This window comes from Legionella pneumophila subsp. fraseri, assembly GCF_000586315.1.
Classification (GTDB): domain Bacteria; phylum Pseudomonadota; class Gammaproteobacteria; order Legionellales; family Legionellaceae; genus Legionella; species Legionella pneumophila_B.
In genome coordinates this window covers 1-21,642 of sequence record NZ_JFIM01000042.1, presented here as the reverse complement: position 1 = coordinate 21,642, position 21,642 = coordinate 1, and the positions used below count along the sequence as shown (strand labels likewise).

Sequence of the window (21,642 nt, the reverse complement as noted above, 5' to 3'; positions counted from 1 at the left end):
ATGCCTAACGGAATTAGTGATCAAGTCCTCCGGAATACGCACTTGTATTTTCATTTGAGTGATATCCTGATATTAATAATGTTTTATCTACTGTTATATTATTACTTCACCAGTTACTAATAAATCCATAGGCTTGTATTATTAGGTCTTTTACATAACAATGGTCTCTTTTTTCTAATTATTGTGGTAAATTTTTCGCAGGGTTTAGAAAAATCAATTTATTTTACGCACATTAACTTTGCGTCCTTTTAATTTTCCATGTTGTAAATATTCGTACGCTTTATCTGCTTGGCTGTGGTGGATTGCAACATAGGAGTATGTTGCTGTTATGTTAATTTTGCCAATAGTATTTCCTGCTATTCCTGCATCTTTGGTTAATGCCCCAAGGATGTCTCCTGGGCGAATTTTATCTTTTTTACCAGATGTAAGGGCGAGTGTAACCATTTCTGGCTCTAAGCGAGTAGTGTGTTGATTTTCTAATGTATTAATGTTTCCCCAGTTAATGGGATGCGGCAGGTTATCTTCGATGGCACAAATTCGTTGTGCGTCTGCTGGTGTGGTAATATTTAAGGCAATGCCTTTTCTCCCTGCTCGTCCAGTTCGACCAATACGATGAATATGGACATCATGATCAAAAGCGAGATCAAAATTAATCACTGCAGGAAGCTCCTTTATGTCAAGTCCTCGCGCTGCAACATCAGTAGCGACAAGAATTGCACAACTTTGGTTTGCAAAACGCAAAACAGCAAGATCACGATCAATTTGTTCCATATCTCCATTTAAAGCGATAGCACTGAAGCCTTCATGGATGAGTTGGTCTGTTACATCTGCTGTTTGTTGTTTTGTATTACAGAAGATTAACGTTGAAACAGGTCGATAGTGCAGCAGTAATGATTTTAATAAGGGAAATTTCTGGGCTTGTTTCGTTACTTCATAAAAATATTGTTCAATATCAATTTCACCAAGAAGTGTTTCAACATAAACTTCTTTCGGATTCTTCATGAATTGTTTTGAAAGTTGCTTAATTTCTTCAGGATAGGTCGCAGAAAAAAGTAAAGTTTGGCGTTGTGTGGGGCAAATAGAAATAATATTTTTAATGTCATCAAAAAAGCCCATGTCCAGCATTCTGTCTGCTTCATCTAATACTAAAGCTTTCACGTGGGTTAAGTCTAAAGAGGTATTTTTTAAATGCTTAAGAATTCTCCCTGGTGTTCCTACAATGATATGAGCTCCATGTCTTAATGAGTCGAGCTGAGGCTTCATAGGGATACCACCGGATAAATTAATAATTTTGACATTAGGCATCAAACAGGCTAATCGACGGATGGCTTGGCTTACTTGTTCTGCCAGCTCACGGGTAGGGCAAAGGATTAAACCTTGCACTGCAAAAAAAAGAAATTTTTAAATTGTTTAATAGCGACAAAGCAAAAGCAACGGTCTTTCCACTGCCTGTTTTTGCTTGAGCAATAATATCCTCATTTCTAAGAATTATGGGCAGGCTTTGCATTTGGATAGGGGTCATATTTTCATAATTTGAAGAAGCGAGACTTTTTATTAATTCTTGGCGAAGGGGGAATTGAGCGAATGATAGGTATTGATCGGAATGTTTTGATTGAATCATGGAAAGTGCTTATTTTTATAATAGGTAGATAGATTAGCACTTTTTAGTGCAATTTTATATCAATTTATTTTGAGCAAGCTTGATCTGATGCTTGCAATGGTCTTTTCCACTTATATCCGTGTAGATCAAAATAACATTAAAACCATCTCAAAGACATCAAGAGAGAGTGATTTTAATGTTTCTATCAGATGCGTCATTTTACGCAGAGATATAAGTAAAAATAATATTAGCTACTTAAATTAAAGGGCTATTATATTTTGTGCTTGAAGACCTTTTGCTCCTTGCGTCACAATGAATTGTACTCGCTGACCTTCAGTGAGGGTTTTGAAACCAGAACTTAAAATTTCTTTAAAGTGAGCAAATACATCCGGCCCTGCTTCTTGCTCAATAAAACCAAATCCTTTAGATTCGTTAAACCATTTAACGACTCCATTTACTGTTTTTGACATAAGTATCCTTAAGTGTTTATTGTAATGCCTGTATAGGCGTATTTAGCCGGAAACCAGTCAAGAATTAAAAATTACCGAACGAGGGATTAAATGAATAAAACGACGATTAGGAAAGTATAAAATAGACATTTTCTAGCTAACATTAGGATACTACTATTTTAGGCTATAAGTCAATCTTTTTGTGTTCTTGATAAAATGCTCACGAAAAAAAACCGAGAAAATATATCAAAAAATTTGAATTATTTATGGTTACTACTGACTATGCAATGAGGAAACATTTTACGGCCGGCGATAGATAAAGAATAAATAATTCACCAGGTTATGATACTTCGAGACAATATTTTTTTAATATCAGATAGTACTATACTCAAAATAGTAATTAATAAAGGATCTTATTATATTTGGAGTAGTCCCAGATGATGAATGAGTCCTCAACAGAGAAGAAGAATGAGCTCAGCATATCATTCGCGGCTTTGGGGGTTGTTTTTGGTGATATAGGAACAAGCCCACTTTATGCTTTCGGCCAAGTAATAAAGTATTTTCCAATCAATGACTATAATATTTATGGTATTTTGTCACTCATTTTTTGGTCACTGATCATCATAGTCAGTTTTAAATATCTGGTTATTGTTTTTCGTGCTGATAATGATGGCGAAGGCGGTATTATAGCTCTGGCAGGTATCATAAGGCAGAAAATAAAAAAACCAGGGGGATGGTTATTATTTATTACTCTTGTTGGCATAGGGCTCATTATTGGTGATGGAATATTAACTCCAGCAATATCCATTTTAAGTGCTGTAGAAGGTCTGGAATCATTATCTCCCAATTTGGCCAAATATGTTCTTCCAGTTACATTAATCATTTTATTTTTCCTCTTTAAGATGCAGAGCATAGGTACTGGGAAAATTGGTGTTTATTTTGCTCCTGTCATGCTTATTTGGTTTATTACAATAGGAGTTTTGGGCTTTTTACAAATTATACAGAATCCCAAAGTGCTGATGGCAATAAATCCTTATTATGCGATTTATTTTTTTATGATACATAAGTACTTTGCTCTTTTTATATTGGGTGGGGTATTTTTAGTAATGACCGGGGGTGAAGCATTATTCGCTGATTTAGGGCATTTTGGCAAAAAAGCCATTCGGATAGGGTGGTTTTCTGTGGCGTTACCAGCCTTACTTTTATGCTATTTTGGCCAGGGGGCGCTTGTGTTGATGCATACAGAGGATATCAAATACCCCTTTTTTAGTTTATCGCCAGATTGGTTTCTCCCTGTGATGATTATTTTGGCTACTATTGCGACTATTATCGCTTCACAAGCAATTATTTCAGCGGCATTTTCAATTTTAAAACAGGCATCACTACTTAATTTGATTCCACGCCTTAAGATTATCTATACGTCCAAATTTGAGAAAGGCCAAGTCTATTTACCTCTTATCAATTTTATTTTAGCCATAGGTACCTGTTCGCTTGTTGTAGTTTTTCAATCATCATCAAATCTTGCGGACGCTTACGGCATTGCTGTTAATTTAGATATGCTTATCACAACTGTTTTAGTTGGGATCATTGCTTTTTATTGTTGGAATTGGCATATGTTGAAGGTAGTGATTTTCCCTCTGATATTGGTTATTGAACTTGCATTTTTTGCAGGAAATATGCCCAAGTTATTAACAGGAGGTTGGATACCTATTTTAATCGCGTTTCTTGGATTTATAGTAATGTATACCTGGCATTGTGGTTTTGAGAAACTACGTGAATTGCATCATAGAGATGCTTTGATGGATGCATTTATCATTGATGAATTAAATCAAAATAAAATCTCAAGACAAACCGGAATGGGGTTATACATTATCGACCCGTATGATTGCGAAGGGGAAAGCCTTCTGCATCATCTTCGCCTTAACCGTATTTTTTTTGAGAATATGGTTTTTATAGGTATCAAAATTGAAAATAAACCCTATATTCCTATTCAAAATAAATTTGAGCTTATAAAAAAAGCGGAAGGATTTTATTTAATCGTTATTCATTATGGGTTTACTGAATATATTAATTTACCTAATGAATTAGACGAAATGTTCAAAAGAGTAAACTTACCTTTTGGGATAATTAAGAATAAATTAATCTACTTTATTGAGATTGTTTTTGTTGAAATGACTAGAGAAAGACTAAAACATATGTATCTGTGGCAAAAGCGCCTTTTTTCTCTCATGATACGTAATGCCGTGCCGGATATACAGTTTTATCAATTACCTTACAATAAAACTATTGCAATAGGTACTTATTACCAATTTTGAATCCAATCAAAGAGAGGGTATTGGGCTTATTAGAGGTTAAGGATAGTGAAATGAGCAAAGCCGATTTACATAACTGTATGTTATTTAAGGGAATAGATGAGAAGTACGTTGATGAATTTTTGGAAAATTGTGAGGAAGTGGAACTTTCACAAGGTGCATTTCTTTTTCATCAAAATGAAATTGGTGATTCAATGTATATTGTCGAAGAGGGTGAGTTACAAATCATACTGGAGCACAATTCGACAGGCTCGACTTCACATGAGGAACAAGTGATTGGAGTACTTAAAAGTGGAGCATTGTTTGGGGAATTATGTGTATTTGGTCAACTAAAACGAGCCGCATCAATCCGAGCCCTGGTAGATTGTAGATTATTAAAAATTGAAGGGGAAGATTTCAGGATTCGTATCTATTCAAAAGATTTGGATGCATTGTTGATTTGTTATAATATCGCAAAACTATTAAGCCAGCGCTTCATTAATCTTTTAAGCTTGCGTGATTCTCTGAATGTGTAATTGAGAAAGATTCCACGTTTTGGTCAAAGAAAATTAACCATTTTGTTTTAAATTAAACTCAATGCGTGCGATTCATTGTCAGGAAATAAGGATTTTTTTCTAAATTCCAAACCCGAAAAAACCGCATATTTTTTAATATTTCAATCTACAAGGCGCTAATTTTTTCTATTACCCCCAAAACAATATTTCTAGAGCGCTCAAGCCGAACGATTGCTTTTATCGCCTCTAACCATTTAGAATCTCAATGAGCTTTTTAAAGTATCCTGAAATAAATTGGACAACATTTTTTGGTGAATTCATTATTTCTACTAATAGTTCAGGCCTGCCATTAATAACATTGATGATATCTTCTAAATCCTTACAATCCCAATAATCATTATTTTTATAGGCTCTATCAGTAAACGCCTCAAGCTTTGTAGCAATGAAATAGACTGCATTGAGTATTTTGATTTTTTTGTCTTTAATTTGAATCTCAATTGCATTGTCAAACCCTGCCTGATACCAATTTGAATTGATTCCTTGTAAAGCACCATCCATATACATGACATCAATCATAAAATCATCTAACACATCTCTGCAATTGACATTCTCATCCGGCTTAAACCCTAAGCTTTCCAGTTTTTTCTGTAAAGAATAATGAGCAACAATATCAGTTCTTCCTAAATCCAGAGCGACATCAATATCATAGGTTGGTCGTACATCATCTTCTATTAAATCAGTGATTAATAGCCCAACGATTCTGCCACCGACATAAACAACGTGTTCATTTAGATCTTTTAAAAGGGTTGCTGCCTTATAAAGTGCTTCATTGTTTTGTTTAACTCTTATTGATTCCATACAAAATGTTCCAATAGTTCTTTTGCAATTTTATTTTCTCGTTTCCCGCCTAATCGGATCAGATCAAGTGCACTAATAATGGCATAAAAATTCTCATCAGGGCATCTATCCAAAGCATTGGGTAATGTTTTGTATATAGGGGTTAAGGCAAGACCTTTTATATCACCATTAATATAGGGCCATACATAGGATTCTTAGCTCATGATTAATTTTTTAAAATAAGGGGAGCTATAGGCCGCTGCCATGCCACGTGTCGCTATATTGATTTCCGCCGGAAAATGATATTTAACACTATGGACAAAAAACTCCATAAGCTCGTGCTTATGTAATTCAATGCTATCATCCGAATAACGCGATAAAAGCTTCGTAGTTTCAAGCCTTTTAATACTTTTGGTCACTTCAGATTGGCTGATATAAAGCTCATGAGCTATGCTTTTAAACTCAATTTTTTCTTTATTATTTTTTAAAAGTAATTTAATGAGAATAGCTATGTCTTGCCCTTTAAGCATGAAAAGCTCCATTCTATTTTAGTTAAATTATAGCATCATAGTTTCCGATTTCCAAATTGGAAACTGGAAATATAATAAATAGAAACGGCTAGCGCTATAAACACAAAAAAGTATAGGAAAATCAAGAATTAATTATAAGAGGCTTACAATGCATATTAAAGAATAAGTCACACCAATCAGAATACAACTCAATCTTACATCTTGGCAAATAATACGATAATATGATTATTAATAAAAAAATCTTATTCATAGTTATAGCTTAATTTGCCGAATATATAATATTGACTTTAATGGAGTTTCCAAAGAAATATGCACGAATTTACTGAGCTCGTATATAGGTGCACTACATTTACCCTTGAAACGCTGAGAGAGGCAAACGAAAGAGTAAGTGAAGAGCTCCAAACGAGCAGCGCTACCACACTAGTAAAAACACTGCAAATGGTACAGCTTCAAAAAGCGATCTTGATAGTCGGTATGTTTTCTATGTTTGAAGCTAATTTACAAGATAGCCTTGACTGTGAGAATGGATTTAGTTGTGCCAAGAAAATCTTAAAAGATAGAGGGCAGACTGCTACTAAAGAACGATTTGAAGACCTTTGTCGTGCAATAAATGTGCTTAAACACGGACGCGGGAAAAGTTACGATACTTTAGCTGCGAAAGCTGGGAGTTTGCCTTTCAGAATAAAACTACCTGACGAATCTTTTTTCTCTGAGGGTGATGTATCAGAGGTGTCAACATTGATCGAAGTTAACGATGAATTTGTACAGTATTGCTTAGATGTAATTAGAGAAGTATCTGACTATGTTGAATGTAGCTAAAAGCCTTTTTAATTAATTTATTATTATTTCGAGAGTTTCCAAATCTTTATGAGTTAGTTGTTTTGTTTTATTAAATTGCTCTGAAGCAACTCTGAAGTCAATCTCTTCAGAGTTTATTTTGCCAATGGTTGTTCATCAAAAGTTTCATTTCGTACTATGTGGCTCAATTCATAATCATTTCGGGATCAGCTTTCTATTAGTGATCCAAATCGGATTTATATACACCTTCTTCAGGGCCTAATTTTTATAATAATGTGATCTCCTAGGGCTGGAAAAACACGTACAACCAATGGATAAACATCTCTTCGTGGGACAGATCCATTTTAGGGAACAAATTGAGAGCAATTATATCGCTGATAAGATTCGCTATTTATTCTTCAAGTTCGTGACTTCTTTGCAATTTTGTTTTATAGAATGGTCACAAATATCAAGTGCTTTATGAGTCTGATAGGTCTTAGTTTGATTGGCTCTCATCAATGATAAAGTTAACAGTAGGGCACGTTTTGGTCACAGTGATGCGTAAAACCAAGTACTTAACGTACAATAATAAAACCTAACTTATTGATTTTAAACAATTAAATGGCGCGCTCGGAGGGACTCGAACCCCCGACACCTTGGTTCGAAGCCCGGTAATTGAAAATTAACTTATTGAATTTATTATATAATTAAATGTCGCCACCCACTACAATTGCAGTACAGTGCATAACAACACTGTACTGATCCCCACAAAATCCCCACAGTCAAAATTAGTAGTAATTATTGGCTGGAGGCAATTCATTTAATTTTTTGACTAATAAAATCCATAATTATCTCCACTGATTCGCTAATAGAATGTTCAGTGGTGTCTAATACCATTGATTTTGATTGCCATGGTTCATAGTCTCGATTTAATACGTCAACCCACTTAGGTAGCTTATGCCCTGGTATATCGGCTTTTCTGGTTTCAATTCGGCGTTGATGCTCTTTGGTATTGGAACAAACTAGCTCGATTTCAATAAAAGGTTTGCTTGCATCCATCGCAACTTGTCGCCAATCATTGCGTGTAATTGCAATGGGATTGACTGAATCAGCAACGACAGGAAGTCCTAATTTTAGGTTATCTAGTGCAGGCGCATAACAGACCATGTAGCCCTCTGGCCCAACTAAATGATCTGAGCTAGAGAATTTTTTCAGTACTTGCTCCACTGTGTCAATTCGTAGATAAACTGCATTTAATTGTTTAGCAATTTGTTGTGATACTGTTGTTTTCCCTGTTCCTGGAAGTCCACCAAAAATAATTAACATACATAGACCTAATTGTTAAAATAAAGCTATTAATAAATCGGTGAGCACAGCTCGATTAATGTGCCGTTAGGACAACGAATATAAGAAACAGTTTGTCCCCAAGGCTTTTGTATGGGCTCTTCTATCGATTTAGCCCCTAATTCAATGGCTTTTTTGTGTGCATCTACTACAGATTCGGTAACTAATGCGATTTCCATTCCTAAGGGTTTAAGTGATGAGTCAGCTGGCACATAGCCTTTTGTAATATTTTTTGCGCCTAAATCATGAGATGCAAATGCCAAAATTGTTTCACCAGTTTCTAATTCACCATAGCCTGATTCATGATAAAAACGTGTTTTGAAACCAAAGGCTTTCTCAAAAAACGTTAAGGATTCCTTTACATCGGTAACGTAGATTATCGTATAACCAAATTTCATGTATATCCTTTTTTAAATTCAGGGGTCTTATTAAATCACTAACTTGATTTATAAAAAAGCCCCAAAATAGGGGCTTCAGTAGTTAGAAAAGACATGCGTTTGACCATCTGCTTCAACCGAAAAATAGTCGTTTACAAATAGATCACGAGCAAAAGCGTCATAATCAAAATAAAACTGTAAATCCTCCGGTATCGCATTACTGTAGCAATCATCAAAAAGCGCATGGGCGAAATCAACCTCGCTGTCATAAGCTCCATGATAATGTTCCTCTAACATCTTTTCAGCATCTTCAATAGAGTAAAAGCTAAAAAGTTCAGCGCCTAACTCACCATGTTTGGCAATGAAAGCAGCAAGTTCAGCAACGTCATTAATGCTGTCGTACTCATCAATCCGAGCACCACCGAATCCTTGAAAATCATGTATCGCAAACTCTTCTGCTCCTTCAATTGGGCTGTCAGCTAGCATTTCATGAATTTCATCATAAATGCTATTTGCATCTTGATTTGCATCAATCCATTTTCCATGTAGTATGCCATTGTTATAAGACGCAAGGCATGCAACATAAATTTGGGGTGTATCCATTTTAGTTCTCCTTGATAACGGAGTACGAACCCCTTTGCAGGAATAAGCACTCCTGCTGGGGGTTAAGCCAAATTAAGCTGAGGTTGTTCATCCTTGATGAAATAACGTAATTTTTTGTAAGCGTTTTTAATTTCATCCATGTCTTCCGCAGATAGCTCATGACACAAGACATGAAGTTCATTAATACAGCGAGCTAAATCAAAAAATATATACTCTTTTCTTGGAACTATGGTATTAATTGTTTTCATGATTTTTCTCCAAAAAATTTGGGAAAAACCAGCCCATCCGGGAAGCCTTTCCCATAGGGGGTAACAATTGCAGATTCGCCCATGCTTGATTACAACAAGCTTGGTTGATTCGCCTGATTTTTAAAGAGCAGCCATTCGTTGATTAAAAAATAGCGAATGGATAAGAACAGGTTTAAAACGAGATGTCTTAATGTGGTTTCACCCTGGTGGGTGATCAGTGATGAACTGAGGTTCCCTGCTAACGCTCTGCCATAAGATTAGGGAATGGTAATGGCTATTCACAAGACCGATTGGTTTCGCCAGAGTCTCGCTGGCTCGTCAGTTGTGTTGCACATTTATATCATAAACAAACAAAACATATAAATCAATCAAAGTGTGTTTTAAAATAAAAAATACAAACACGTTTTGATTTATTTGAGTGTTGCATAATTAGAATATGGAGTGTTAGTAGGTGTTAGGACGAACGCTTATATTGGCTAGCCACAATAGACCCTTGTTATTGAAATGCGAGAGTGACCCATGTCAAAACTGAGGATTTGACGTGCTTTTCGATCGATTGCCTTTTCCGCAGCATTCATTTCTTTAAATTTTTTCCCACCCTCAAATGGGCATGCCATTCCTTGTTTATGAGGATCAAATAATTTAGTCAGCTCTCTATATCGTTCTTGCGCATAGGCATGCCTTAAACCATGCAATTTACTGACCCCCATAGCTTTTGCTTGCTTTTCGTAATGACTTAAGTGCTGTTTATACGTTCTACTGGAAGGAATAAGCGATTCTCCTGCGCGAACAAGCTGAGAAACTTTGGCTAACCATTGCCGTTGAGCCTCATTCGATATTTTCAGTGTGCGTCCAATACCTCCTTTTGTCCAACTAGGTTTAATAATTAAATTATCACCATGATGAGCTTCACTTAATGTAAATTTCATGGATTCTTCACGGCGTAGACCAAAGAGCCTTTGACCTTCTAGTGATAGCTTAATATAAGGATCGGTGCACTTAGATAAATCGATATGATGAATTGCTTTATTGATTGTTGAAGCATACGAACGCTTGTTAATGTTATACGCCGCATTATCTGGCTTAACCAGTTTTGGATCGTTCAGTAAATAAGCTGTCTTTCGTAGTTTGGACATGTAGTTTTTAATTGTCCCTGGGTTTTTGCCCTCAGATTTCCAATGTTCCACCAGCACGTAAATGTGCTTTGCTTTTAATCCTTTAATGTGGCTTATTTTATATCCTAGCTCATGTAAATCTTTTACGCACCGAAAGAGCATATGGCGCATGTCTGCTTGGCTTGCATAGGAGTGGCCGTGAGCTTTTTTAACCAGTTCGTTAATTGAAAATTTTGCTGCACGCAATTTTGTGTTACTCATTGAGATAACTCCAAAGCGTTCGTCTGGATTGTAGCCCCATTTCACGCATGATGGTTTGTTTGGCTAAATAAGGTGATATGGTTTGGCTTAGCTCTGGATACATATTTTTGGCATAAATGCCACGATATCTCTTGGATGAAGGTAGTCCTACTGCTTTCAATTCATTACTGTACGCGCTGCGTACAAAATGGTAGCTATAAGTTAAAATTAAGCTTTGCTCTTTGCATAGACTTAAAAGCGAATTTTTCACTTCTATTTGTGCCTCATTTCTGAAAGGGATCGTCCTATCGTGGCTGTTTGTAGCAATATCTCTTGTAATCCAAAGCTCATGTTCCTGCACGTGAATGGTTGGACATAAGCGCATTGCTTCACTTAAAGTTAAACCAAAATGAACTTGTAATTCGATCAATATTTTTGCAATGGGGTTTGCTAGTTGTGTGGAAATATCTTCTGGTAAATGAATCGTTTTTGAGCGGTATTTATGGTTTTTAAGTCCCAGGGTTTTGTTGCTAATATCTGGGATCGTATGTTCAATTTTCTGAAAAAAATCACGAATGATGGTCATATACTTCATTATGGTTGATGGCTTGATGCGCTCATTTTTCCAATGTGCAACAAGGCATTGAATATGTTCGTGAGTTACGGCATGCCATTTTGGTGGAACATGACCTATATGGAATAAATCACGAATCATTTTGTTCAGCACAAAATAACGGTGCTTTCTGGCACGGTATGATCCCGTGTGATCATGATGGCAATAATGATCGACTTGTTGCCTGAGTTGGTTTTTTCTCATCTATATGACCTCTAAAACTATTTGCCCTGATATTGGTTTAGTGTTGGTAGAGCGGTCTGCAAAGCTGCAGTACCAGGCATGAAGCCTCAAGGCTCAGTTCAGGGGCAAATCAGTTTTAAACTACAAACTTATATTGACCTGATTACATTGGTACTACTTTTTTATGGTGGTGATCTCCTTAGGTTTAATGGTTTTAAATACAACAAAGTCTATAAAAGCCATTGTTGCGCATGGGGCAATACAGAGAGGTATTGTGAGGTTCAATTCTTAAAGAATTGCATTGCTTTTTATTGCAATTGGTTCTGCGAAGTGCAGATGGTGTTTTGTTCTCGACTTATCGTTCTGCCACAAGATTAGAGAATGAGAGTGGCTATTGCATAAGACCTGTTAAGGTTTCGCCGGAATCGCACCGGTCTCGTCAGTTACGCTTAATAGCAGATTAGCAAAACGATTTGTGTTGGACAAGGGGATTTAGATGATTATTTTGAGCAATCGCGTGCAACGCGATTGCTCAATTAGAAATAATATGTTGAATTTATTTGAAAATTTCGCAGCCATTTGGCTGCGTCACTGCGGATAAATCCTCAGTGACGCAGCAATAAAGTATTATCAAAAATTTTCTGGATATAGTAGCGTTGCATGATGCAACAGGAAAGCAAAGCGACTAACCTATGTAAAATATTCTGCCGACTCAGAGTGGATTATTGGTGCGCTCATTTATAGGTAACATGAATTTTGATGCAACGAATGATCTCATCTTTTGAACCGGAAAAAATCTAACTAATTTTCGCCAGATAGCCTGACTTGCAAACGGGCCCCTGCTTTTGAATTGTGGTTTTATCATGGTGTCATTTTGAAAGGAGATGGGTTAAATATTTCTTGTTCTTCCTCATGCTTTTCAACTTTCTCTCCTTTAGTAGAAGGGGAAAGTTTGGGTTCCATTGAAAGTGGACTTGAAGCAAAACTTTGATCTTTCGTGACTTCATCCTTTTCCTGTAATGTGGGCACTAAATTATTTGCTAGCCGTTGGATAAATGCATCATATAAGGCTAATGTGGGCATGTTAATACGAAGAGAAAGTATATTTCTTTCCTCATCTTGATTTATTTGCATACAATCAGTGGAAAGATGATTTTCTTCTTTAAACTTATTGAATTCTGTTATAATCGCTTCCATGAATTTTTTTAATTCTTTTCTTTGTTCTTCAGTTAATTTACAAGGTTCACATTGTAATTTAATGGTAAGGGTCATTGATTCGCGATCACTATCAACCAGCAATAATCCTTTGGCGATCAACTCCGCAATTATTTCTGGGTCAAAATTAGACTCTAAGTCAAGTTCGTCTGCACCAAACTCGCCTATCAATTCATCTGCAGACCCAACTACTTTGCGTGATTTAATTAGAGAGTTAACCTCCCCAGGACTAGCTTTTTCCTCAGTTGTCTTATCAGAGGTAGCACTATCACCTCCGCCGCTACCACCTCCATGTCCAGAACAAAGGCGCTTAGGTGCGATTTCTTTAAAACAAACCGGACAGCGTGCTTTTGCAGCTTCCTGAGCAGCCTCATTTTTTTCTGCTTCCTTTCTAAATTGTTGTAAAGCTAATGCTATAGAAGAGGTTTTAGGTTCACCTGACGTCATAGACTCAGGAACAGACTGATGTTTTTCTTTGTCTTTTTTCATGAGAATACTCCAGTGCAAGTTCATAATGATTTCATCCGAATAAAGATTTACTTATCTGTTATTATACCGGGTTGAAAAAATTCAATTGTATATAAAATGTACATTTATTGGGTTACTTGCTTTTTTGACTTAAAACATCGAGTACATAGTCCCAAATTTTACCTGCTACATTAATTCCTTTCCCGTCAGATGGATTGAGATGTAAATCAATGTAAGGGAAGCTATTATTTTCAATAATTGCAAATGGTTGTTTATGCCATGGGAGAGAAATGTCCTGACAAATAAAATCAAGGCCCGTAAGCGGTATATTGAGTATTTTATGTACTTTTTCCAATAATAATTTGTTCTCAGGATGTATCAGGTCGGTAACATTACTGATTTTTGCACCACTACCCATGGTAACTTTTTTTGCAATAAAGATTTGTTGTCCCTTGTTTACTACTGTATTAAGAGCAACTCCCTGGGCTGCCAAAATTTTCGTCAAGTTGCTATTTGGAGTAATTTTGTATGGATATTTACTATTACCTTCTTTTTTCCACGTAACTTTATTTTTCATATCAATTAGCTCTTGAAGTGTAGTGATACCATCGCCAATAATGCTATCAGGTTGTCTTCTCACACAAGCGATTAATGAATCATCAATAATTAATGACCGATAAACATCACCAGGAATGTGTTTTTCAACCAGTACGCGAAAATCAACTTGCTTTACTATATTTATCGCTTCTTTTAACTCGCTTGGAGTTTGAATATTACATGAAGTATGAATACTTAGAGATTCAGATAATGGCTTAACCACAAGAGGAAATCCTAATGAAATGCCATAGTTGTAGGCTTTTTTGCTGGAAATAAAAACCCTCCCTAAGGGACAGGGAATTTGGCTATCTAATAATTTTTTCTTGATGGTCCATTTATTATCATATTTGGTATCTTCATCAAAGCGTGTATTTTTTTGAGAAATAAGAGAGATTGGGGTCTGCATGAAATAATATTTTTTTCTATTATAGACCAACTTAAAATACAAAGTATGCAAGTTAGATTCCTTAAAATTATACAGCTCTAGGCCCCTTCTTTGTGCTTCATCCCAAAATGCAAGGATACTATTATTGAATTGTTTCCTATCAATGGTCTGAGTCTTGGTATATAGTTTTAATTTTTGGAAAATAGTAATGACCAACTGATTTAATAAGTTATTAAATCGTAAAAAATCATGCTCTGATAGGAGAAAAAGTTTACATAAAATAGTGATAAATGGATTGAAGATAAAATAATTGAATAAATTAAAAAATTTCCTTCGAAAATGAGAGCGTTTTTCAGGAAAGCAATGCTCACAATGTTTATCATCCGTATATGCTATTGGAACAGGTTTCAAGTATTTGCAAATGTCATGTAAAGATTTGATTTTTTTATGTTCATCAAACTGTTTAACATAAGCGTTCATAATTTTATCTCCACAGGTTCATCCATTAGCTATCATTATATCGAGTTAAAAAAGATCAATTGTATATAAATTGTACGGATGAGCCGTGTGTTTGCTTCTATCTTCCTATCTATGTAACACTGGACTGAAACATCATTTCAGACTGAATTTGTTTCTATATTTTTTATTTTCAAAGAGGCCTAGGAAGAACGAATGAAAGAGAAATCAATATTGCTTGTAGAAGATAACGTTAAGTTAGCCAATTACCTCAAAGAAAGCCTGCAAGAAGCAGGTTATGATGTATCTATCGAAAAACGTGGTGATAGGGCTGTTTATCGCATCATTCGTGAGCAACCTAGCCTAGTCATATTAGATATAATGCTTCCTGGCATGAATGGAGATCAAATATGTCACACCATTAGAGAGGACTATTTGGGGAAAATACTCATGTTAACAGCAGTTAATGATATTGAAAGTGAAGTATCCTCTTTAAACTTAGGAGCAGATGACTACCTAACTAAACCTGTTGCAGACGAGGTTTTAAAAGCAAGAATAGAAGCCTTGTTACGTCGACCTAATTTAGTTAATAATCAAAATCAATTTCAATTTGGCAATTTTTCTATCAATTTTAGTACTAAGAGTGTTCGTCTCTTTGATGAAGAAATTTCAATAAGTAGCAGTGACTTTGAAGTTCTTGCTTTATTGGTTAAGAATCATGATAGATTGCTTAATAGAGATAGCATTATGTATGCTCTTTCTGGACACGAATATGATGGGGTTGATAGAAGTATCGATTTAAAAATATCACGTTTAAGAAAAGCATTGAATGATAATAGTAAAAAACCTTATCGTATAAAAACAATCCATAAAAAAGGATATGTATTTGTATCTGAGGCTTGGGAATAAACACAGACCACAGCCACCAATTTTATGTAGGATTTACAAAAAAGCCCCAATCTCTTTGCTAAAAATTCTTTTGCCTCGACCTTGGGATTTTTCGTAAATCCTGTTACGAGAGCTTCACGAAATATATTGCAAATCTGTAATCATATCCCTCGACAAAAGTATCATTTTAAAATGAGAGTATTTGTACATTATATATACATTTAAGCTAAGTATTTTTGATAAAATCAACCTATTAGCATGAAGTAATATTGTCGAGGTGAGCCATGAAAGATGCAGCAATAGAAATCTTAATATATAAACCAGATCCAGATCATCCAGTGCCTGAAGAGCAAAGAGGCGTGGTGGTAAACCCTCACCTAAGACAACGGTTTACGCAATTTGTGCCAATTGGCGTTTATTTAGAAGGTTCCGATTTGAGGTATTATTTTTTCGATCAGTGTGATAAATCCCCCAAAATCTATAATAGCTTGGATGCACTCAAAGCAGACTTACCAAAGGGATCAGATAATACAAATATATTCGAAAAAAAACCGAAATTATTTATTATAGGGCATGGAAATGGTGGCTATTATGGTTTAGGTAATTGTCATGGCCCAAGTGAGCATTTATATGGTGACAATTTTGATAAGCTATTATCGAGCTTTAAACAAGCATTACCCAAACATCAGGGCGAAGTTTTTGTGACTTTAGAAGGCTGCAATACAGACAGTCAGCTTGATGCTGCAGCCAACAAACAGGAAAAAACATTCTTAGAAAGGGTATCCGTGAAGCATCGGGAAATCACGTTTGGTGGAACTGGACCATGGAATAGCCAAGATGCCCAGACTGGCTTCCGATCACTTACGCCAGAAGCTCCTATCACATCAATGGCAGGTAATGTTTGGAAAGCTGGGAACAGTGTTATTTTTTATCATGGGGATTATCAAGTTGCCGTTCGAAAATCTTTATTTGCCTCAACAAAAACAGCTAAAGAATTAAAAGTTAACACCATAGAATATGCACGTGCAATGCTAGGTAAAGTTGGCAGCGAGGAACTGATAGCGAAAATAGCTTTAAGTCGAGATATTCTAACTATTCAAGATTTAAAAAAAATTAATGATTTTCCAGAATTGCAACTTGAAGGAGAGAATATTTCAAAGTTTGTTGAACAGGAAAAGCAAATTTTAGATAAAGAGCAAGAAAATTATTTAACACGTGTCCGCGATATTTTACATCGAGCAAACCCCATAGAACAATTGACAGATAGAGACGTACTAGAACTTCTCTTAGGTTTAAAAGAACCGTCTGTATTTAAAGGTCAAGTAGACTTGCTAGAGTCAATTCTAGCTAATAACGCCTTGTTACAGCTAGCAATGGTAAGTTGTGGAAAAGTCCTTGTTGGTGGCCCAAGTAATGATAGTGTTATTGATTTATTATTAAAACATGGTGCTGATATTAATAGTGCTGATAAAAAAGGCATGACGGCCTTGCACTATGCGGTACAGAATTTTTATAATTATAGAAAAGAGCCACTTAATCTCATTAAAAAATTATTAGACTGTGGTGCTAGTCTTGAAGTACAAAATAAGAAAGGACAGACCCCTATCGAGACAGCGCAAGAACATAGCAAAGATGGAAGGGTAACTGCTAGTGATAAGCTTCTAGCATCTTTGAAATATGGCAATTCGCCACCAACTCCCTTAGAACTAAAACAATCCGTTAAACAAATATTTCAAATGAGCCAACACAAGGCGGATGAACTACTTTCATTACCTATTGAGAAACGTGAATATAGAAAATGCAGTGAGGGTACTCTTTATATTCCAGAAGATGTAGTGGAAAAATTGCATGGAGTCTTGCAATCTGCAAAGAGCAATTATGAACTATTATCTGAGTTTGAATCAGAGCTTAGTAGAGTTACCAGCGCTCTTGAAAGAGGCCTTGGAACTGGAGAAGTGATTGATGGTGAGGAAGATGAATTTATCCCTAAACGTTTTGATGATGCAAAACTCAAGTTAGCAGCGGTTGTGGACGCACTGGTTGACATGAAACAAGAGGTGGCTACTTCAAAAGATGCTGAAGTTGAGGGCCAATTTTCAGAACTAAAATATCAATAACAATATAAGGACATTCTGAGGCGATCGAGAGAAGAATATCAGCCTGGCTATATGAGATCAACAGAATCATCCAGGGCGAAAGAAAGAGAAAAATATAGTCCTTCGGACGACTCCAAAGCATCCTGGAAGCCATAAGAGGTGTCCGGAAAGGAACATGTAATTTTTATGGTTGCCCTTCATAAGAATATCGTGGAAGTACCATTGTGAATCGAGCGCCTTTTAATATCGGTGATTGTGTAGCCATGACCTTTCCTGCGTGGAGATTAACAACTTTTTTAACAATAGCTAATCCTAACCCAATATGTTCATCTCCAATTCCGGCGTCTTCGGCAATCGTATATTCAGAAAAAATGTAATCCGCACCATCATCCGGCAAGCCTGGGCCATCATCGTCTACGTGAATTAAAATATGACTATTATCCAGCGAAATGGTTACAGAAATACGGTGCACTGCAAATTTCATGGCATTTGTAATCAAATTAGTAACAGCATGTTTTAAAATATTTTCATCTATGTATGCTCTCAAAGAATTTAACTCATTAGCATGAAATGTAATTTCAAATATCGATGAAGAATAAGGCTCTAATAACGTTTTTAACCATAATATTATATCTGTCTTGGACTTTTTTAATTTTAATTCGCTTGAATGCATTTTTGAGTAAATCAAAAAAGTACTGACAATGCGATTCATGTCTGCAATATCTTCTTGTATGCTGTTCACCTGTTTAATGAGTAATACATCTTCTGCGTTTTTCCTTTTGATACTATCCGTCGCCATTTGTATGGTTGACAAAGGGGTTCTAATTTCATGTGCGACAAATCGGCACATTTGTTTATGTGATTCAATCAGTTCTTTTAATCGCTCACCCATGTGGATGATATTTATATAAAGCCCATACAAAACAGAGGTGGCGCCTATTTTCCGATGAAAGTCAAAGTTCCCTTCACTAAAATTTTTAGTGATTTGATATACCTTCTTCATATTCCTCACAAAAAGCAGTGAGAGAAATGTAATAAGACAAAGGGATAAGAAAAAGAAAGCCACTATAAAATAATACATTACATCACTGATTCTTGCTGTAATTGGTAGATAACTAAGCGGGCCAATTTTGAGTATTCCGCCACTAAAACCATAATAGAGAATACCAATCTGTGACGAGTTTTTATTTGTTTCAAATAATAGACGCTTTGTTGATAAAGAATTAATTATATTACTTGGCAAGTGTTTACTCTTGATTTTATAAACATGAAGTGGGAAACCATATATTTTTTCTAGCTTTAATATTTCTTTATTCCACGTATTTTTTGGCTTTGATAATAAATCTTCAACGATCTGTTTTAAAGCAGGATTCATATAATGAAAAATAACTTGGCCTGGATCTGAAAAATAATAAGCTAATGCGTATGGCGTATTACCAATTTTTTTATACGCTGTATGTTCTACAATTACCAAGTTGAGAAATTGATAGGTTCTACCTGATAAGAAAATTATCTCGCCATTATTTAATTGCCTATTCTGCGTCGAGGTAAGTTTTAGACTTTCGATTGCTATAATATGAACAATATCATCTGTCTTTTTCTTTATTATTGCATCCCAGTTTGATTTCGGGTTGTTAATTAATTCATTTTCTATACTAATTAACAATCCTTGTGACGTCGTTTTCCCTGCATTAATAACTATCTCTGTCTCAACTGACTTTAAATATTTAAAAAATGCCAAAACAAAAATTAAAAAAATCACCAAGAACGCAGTCAAAATTTTAATATATACATTAAATTTCATTACATGCACTCAAAATAAATAGATACCCTTTCACAAGAAAAGCTTTTATTTTATGGTGCTCTTTAATCCAGGAAATCATAAATTCCTTCTAAGAGTGCCGATTATTGGATCAATCCTCAAATCAATGTCATCATGGGCTCCAATTTGAACTGCTCATATTGCAGAATATTATGTAATGGTTCACCAAATCAATTTGTTTCTTAAACAACTGTAATACCAAATATGTAAATACAATTTTGCTAAGAGAAAATGCTGGAAATTGGTTTCCACAGTCTTTTTTCAATTAATTTCTGCTCTATAGATAGATTAGACGATAGAAAAAATTTCACCATTTCCATCAATTAGAGCGATTGAAATATAGCCTATGTTTAACTGCCCTAAAACATCAGAAAATATAAGTCGCAGTGTTGCAAAATATTCAAAAAGAAAATTTTACCTCCAGCTCGCATTTAATAACATCTAAATTAATTTTTGAAGAAATCTCTCAAATCTTGGCTTATAAAAATCTTCTTTATCCCAAGATATAATTACTCTTTCAGCTCTCCCAACTATTTGTTTGCGTGGAACAAAGCCAAAGTATCGTGAGTCTGCACTACCATCTCGATTATCTCCTAGCATTAAAAATTCCCCTTCAGGAACTTTAATCGGACCAAAAGTGCGTAAAGCTGGTTGTGAAGGTAAACCCATTACAGCATGTTCACCTTTATCTAAATATTCTGTAGCAACTATTGCAAGAGGTTGTTCAATTTTTGGTAAATTATAGCGCAATGGTTTATTATGCATTTTATAAGTTGTCTGATGTCCATTAATAATTAAACAATTATTTTTCATTTCAATAACGTCCCCGGGCGTCCCTATTACTCTTTTTATCAGTCTTTGACCATCACCAGGCTTATAGAATACGACAATTTCACCTCGTTTGGGGTTGGACCATTGTGCCATATGCTTTGTAGTGAAGGGTACTTTGAGATCGTATGCTAATTTGTTTACTAAGATTAAATCACCAATATAAAGAGTTGGCTCCATAGAACCCGACGGGATACGATTCCAATCGGCAATTGCGGAGCGCCCAGCAAAAAGACAAAAAGCAAAAATAAAAAAATGAATCCATTCCTTAAATAATCTTGATGTTTTAGGTTTAAAATTAAACATATTTAATCCTGAAAATGAAGAAAAATCATCATAGCATTTTGCTATATATTTATCATTAGCATTTTACCTAAATGAAGTCGGATGATCCTGCGCGACCGAATTGCTCAAACTTGAAAATCAACTGTAATCACAATCCATGTACTCATAAATTCTTTCAATAAATTACTGAGTTTCCAATGCTGAAATGAAATAAGTTGCTCTTTGCCACACGCAATCATAAATCTATATTGGTACGATATCCCATAAACACTACTTAGTAATTGTACGGTCGCAAAAGCATCTAAAAAATGCTCGTTGGATTCAAAAAAATGCATATAATTTTTAAAACAAGCACCCTTAATCCTCTGATACGTATCATCTTTATCGGTTAGTCCATGATGTTTTTTTATTTGTTCCAAACAGTTTAGCAACGAAAAAAATGGATGCGAGATTACTATTTCACCTAAATCAATAATCGTAATTTTTTTAGATGCATCATCTATGAGTGTGTTATTGTCATTAAAATCAGGCTGAACGATGGTTTGTTTGATAGAATAGCCAGATAATTTTTTACACAAACTAATAACCTTTGGAAGTAATGCCTCCAATTGACTAATTTCTACTTCTGTTAGTCCTTCCGCTTCCAATAAATCTTTTTGTGAAATTAACTCATTATATAAACCAGACAATTTATCTAGTCGATAATCAGGAACTCCAATATCAAGAAAAACATCCACACGATCTGCCACAGCCATCTGTAGTGAGGTAAATTGGTCAATCACTCTGCAAAGTAAAGCTTCATCGAATTTCAGTTTTAGAATTTCTCGTAATGGCTTACCTGCGTATTCCGGAGGACTTGATCACTAATTCCGTTAGGCAT

19 protein-coding genes and 1 pseudogene are annotated in these 21,642 nt (G+C 35.3%); 5 read left to right on the top strand and 15 right to left on the bottom strand.

The window, feature by feature from the left end:
- Positions 1-213: 213 nt before the first annotated feature.
- Positions 214-1,621 (bottom strand): annotated as a pseudogene (dbpA, locus tag CC34_RS01000000116355) (ATP-dependent RNA helicase DbpA).
- Positions 1,622-1,860: 239 nt separating this feature from the next.
- Positions 1,861-2,070 (bottom strand): cold-shock protein, encoded by a 210-nt coding sequence (locus CC34_RS0109460; protein ID WP_027228556.1) that lies wholly within the window; start codon positions 2,068-2,070, stop codon positions 1,861-1,863.
- Positions 2,071-2,486: 416 nt separating this feature from the next.
- Here CC34_RS0109460 and CC34_RS0109455 point away from each other — a divergent pair, with 416 nt between their 5' ends.
- Positions 2,487-4,364, top strand: coding sequence for a potassium transporter Kup (locus CC34_RS0109455; protein ID WP_027228557.1), 1,878 nt, complete (start codon positions 2,487-2,489; stop codon positions 4,362-4,364).
- A gap of 50 nt (positions 4,365-4,414) precedes the next feature.
- The gene (locus CC34_RS0109450) at positions 4,415-4,876 is read left to right on the top strand and encodes a cyclic nucleotide-binding domain-containing protein (RefSeq protein ID WP_027228558.1); all 462 of its coding nucleotides are present in this window, start codon (positions 4,415-4,417) and stop codon (positions 4,874-4,876) included.
- Between the two features lie 225 nt (positions 4,877-5,101).
- Here the strand turns inward: CC34_RS0109450 and CC34_RS01000000116350 are convergent, their stop codons facing one another.
- Together CC34_RS01000000116350 and CC34_RS1000000117430 are read right to left on the bottom strand one after the other, a co-directional pair.
- A complete protein-coding gene (locus CC34_RS01000000116350) occupies positions 5,102-5,713 on the bottom strand; it encodes a hypothetical protein (RefSeq protein WP_229309796.1) in 612 nt (203 codons plus the stop codon).
- Between the two features lie 194 nt (positions 5,714-5,907).
- A complete protein-coding gene (locus CC34_RS1000000117430) occupies positions 5,908-6,222 on the bottom strand; it encodes a helix-turn-helix domain-containing protein (RefSeq protein ID WP_229309795.1) in 315 nt (104 codons plus the stop codon).
- 309 nt (positions 6,223-6,531) lie between these two features.
- Here CC34_RS1000000117430 and CC34_RS0109435 point away from each other — a divergent pair, with 309 nt between their 5' ends.
- The gene (locus CC34_RS0109435) at positions 6,532-7,041 is read left to right on the top strand and encodes a hypothetical protein (protein WP_028378817.1); all 510 of its coding nucleotides are present in this window, start codon (positions 6,532-6,534) and stop codon (positions 7,039-7,041) included.
- Between the two features lie 774 nt (positions 7,042-7,815).
- Here the strand turns inward: CC34_RS0109435 and CC34_RS0109430 are convergent.
- The 8 genes from CC34_RS0109430 to CC34_RS0109385 all read right to left on the bottom strand — a co-directional run bounded on the left by CC34_RS0109430 (position 7,816) and on the right by CC34_RS0109385 (position 14,867).
- Positions 7,816-8,325, bottom strand: a complete 510-nt coding sequence (locus CC34_RS0109430) for a P-loop nucleotide/nucleoside kinase family protein (protein WP_028379451.1) — start codon at positions 8,323-8,325, stop codon at positions 7,816-7,818.
- Positions 8,326-8,354: 29 nt separating this feature from the next.
- Positions 8,355-8,741, bottom strand: coding sequence for a VOC family protein (locus CC34_RS0109425; RefSeq protein WP_028379450.1), 387 nt, complete (start codon positions 8,739-8,741; stop codon positions 8,355-8,357).
- A 75-nt stretch (positions 8,742-8,816) separates the two neighbouring features.
- Positions 8,817-9,323 (bottom strand): antirestriction protein ArdA, encoded by a 507-nt coding sequence (locus tag CC34_RS0109420; RefSeq protein WP_028379449.1) that lies wholly within the window; start codon positions 9,321-9,323, stop codon positions 8,817-8,819.
- 62 nt (positions 9,324-9,385) lie between these two features.
- On the bottom strand, positions 9,386-9,571 hold the full coding sequence (locus CC34_RS0109415; protein ID WP_028379448.1) for a hypothetical protein: 186 nt from the start codon (positions 9,569-9,571) through the stop codon (positions 9,386-9,388).
- A 476-nt stretch (positions 9,572-10,047) separates the two neighbouring features.
- Positions 10,048-10,947 carry a phage integrase N-terminal domain-containing protein gene (locus CC34_RS0109405; protein ID WP_028379447.1) on the bottom strand — a complete coding sequence of 300 codons (900 nt, stop codon included), beginning with the start codon at positions 10,945-10,947 and terminating at the stop codon, positions 10,048-10,050.
- Positions 10,940-11,743: a phage integrase N-terminal domain-containing protein gene (locus tag CC34_RS0109400; RefSeq protein ID WP_028379446.1), complete on the bottom strand. Its 804-nt coding sequence runs from the start codon at positions 11,741-11,743 to the stop codon at positions 10,940-10,942. Before CC34_RS0109400 ends, CC34_RS0109405 begins: the two co-directional genes overlap by 8 nt.
- Before the next feature lie 840 nt (positions 11,744-12,583).
- The gene (locus tag CC34_RS0109390) at positions 12,584-13,426 is read right to left on the bottom strand and encodes a hypothetical protein (RefSeq protein ID WP_028379444.1); all 843 of its coding nucleotides are present in this window, start codon (positions 13,424-13,426) and stop codon (positions 12,584-12,586) included.
- Between the two features lie 112 nt (positions 13,427-13,538).
- The gene (locus CC34_RS0109385; protein WP_028379443.1) at positions 13,539-14,867 is read right to left on the bottom strand and encodes a hypothetical protein; all 1,329 of its coding nucleotides are present in this window, start codon (positions 14,865-14,867) and stop codon (positions 13,539-13,541) included.
- 192 nt (positions 14,868-15,059) lie between these two features.
- Between CC34_RS0109385 and CC34_RS0109380 the strand changes: the two genes are divergently transcribed.
- On the top strand, positions 15,060-15,752 hold the full coding sequence (locus CC34_RS0109380; RefSeq protein ID WP_028379442.1) for a response regulator: 693 nt from the start codon (positions 15,060-15,062) through the stop codon (positions 15,750-15,752).
- A 263-nt stretch (positions 15,753-16,015) separates the two neighbouring features.
- Positions 16,016-17,848: an ankyrin repeat domain-containing protein gene (locus tag CC34_RS0109375; protein WP_028379441.1), complete on the top strand. Its 1,833-nt coding sequence runs from the start codon at positions 16,016-16,018 to the stop codon at positions 17,846-17,848.
- 163 nt (positions 17,849-18,011) lie between these two features.
- On the opposite strand, the gene CC34_RS0109370 is transcribed toward CC34_RS0109375, so the two are convergent.
- From CC34_RS0109370 to CC34_RS01000000116340, 3 genes are all read right to left on the bottom strand, one after another.
- Complete coding sequence (locus CC34_RS0109370; RefSeq protein WP_028379440.1) at positions 18,012-19,631, bottom strand: sensor histidine kinase; 1,620 nt, start codon at positions 19,629-19,631, stop codon at positions 18,012-18,014.
- A 459-nt stretch (positions 19,632-20,090) separates the two neighbouring features.
- Positions 20,091-20,783 (bottom strand): signal peptidase I, encoded by a 693-nt coding sequence (lepB, locus tag CC34_RS0109360; protein WP_032833122.1) that lies wholly within the window; start codon positions 20,781-20,783, stop codon positions 20,091-20,093.
- A 104-nt stretch (positions 20,784-20,887) separates the two neighbouring features.
- Positions 20,888-21,544 carry a hypothetical protein gene (locus CC34_RS01000000116340; RefSeq protein WP_129317206.1) on the bottom strand — a complete coding sequence of 219 codons (657 nt, stop codon included), beginning with the start codon at positions 21,542-21,544 and terminating at the stop codon, positions 20,888-20,890.
- Between the last annotated feature and the right edge of the window lie 98 nt (positions 21,545-21,642).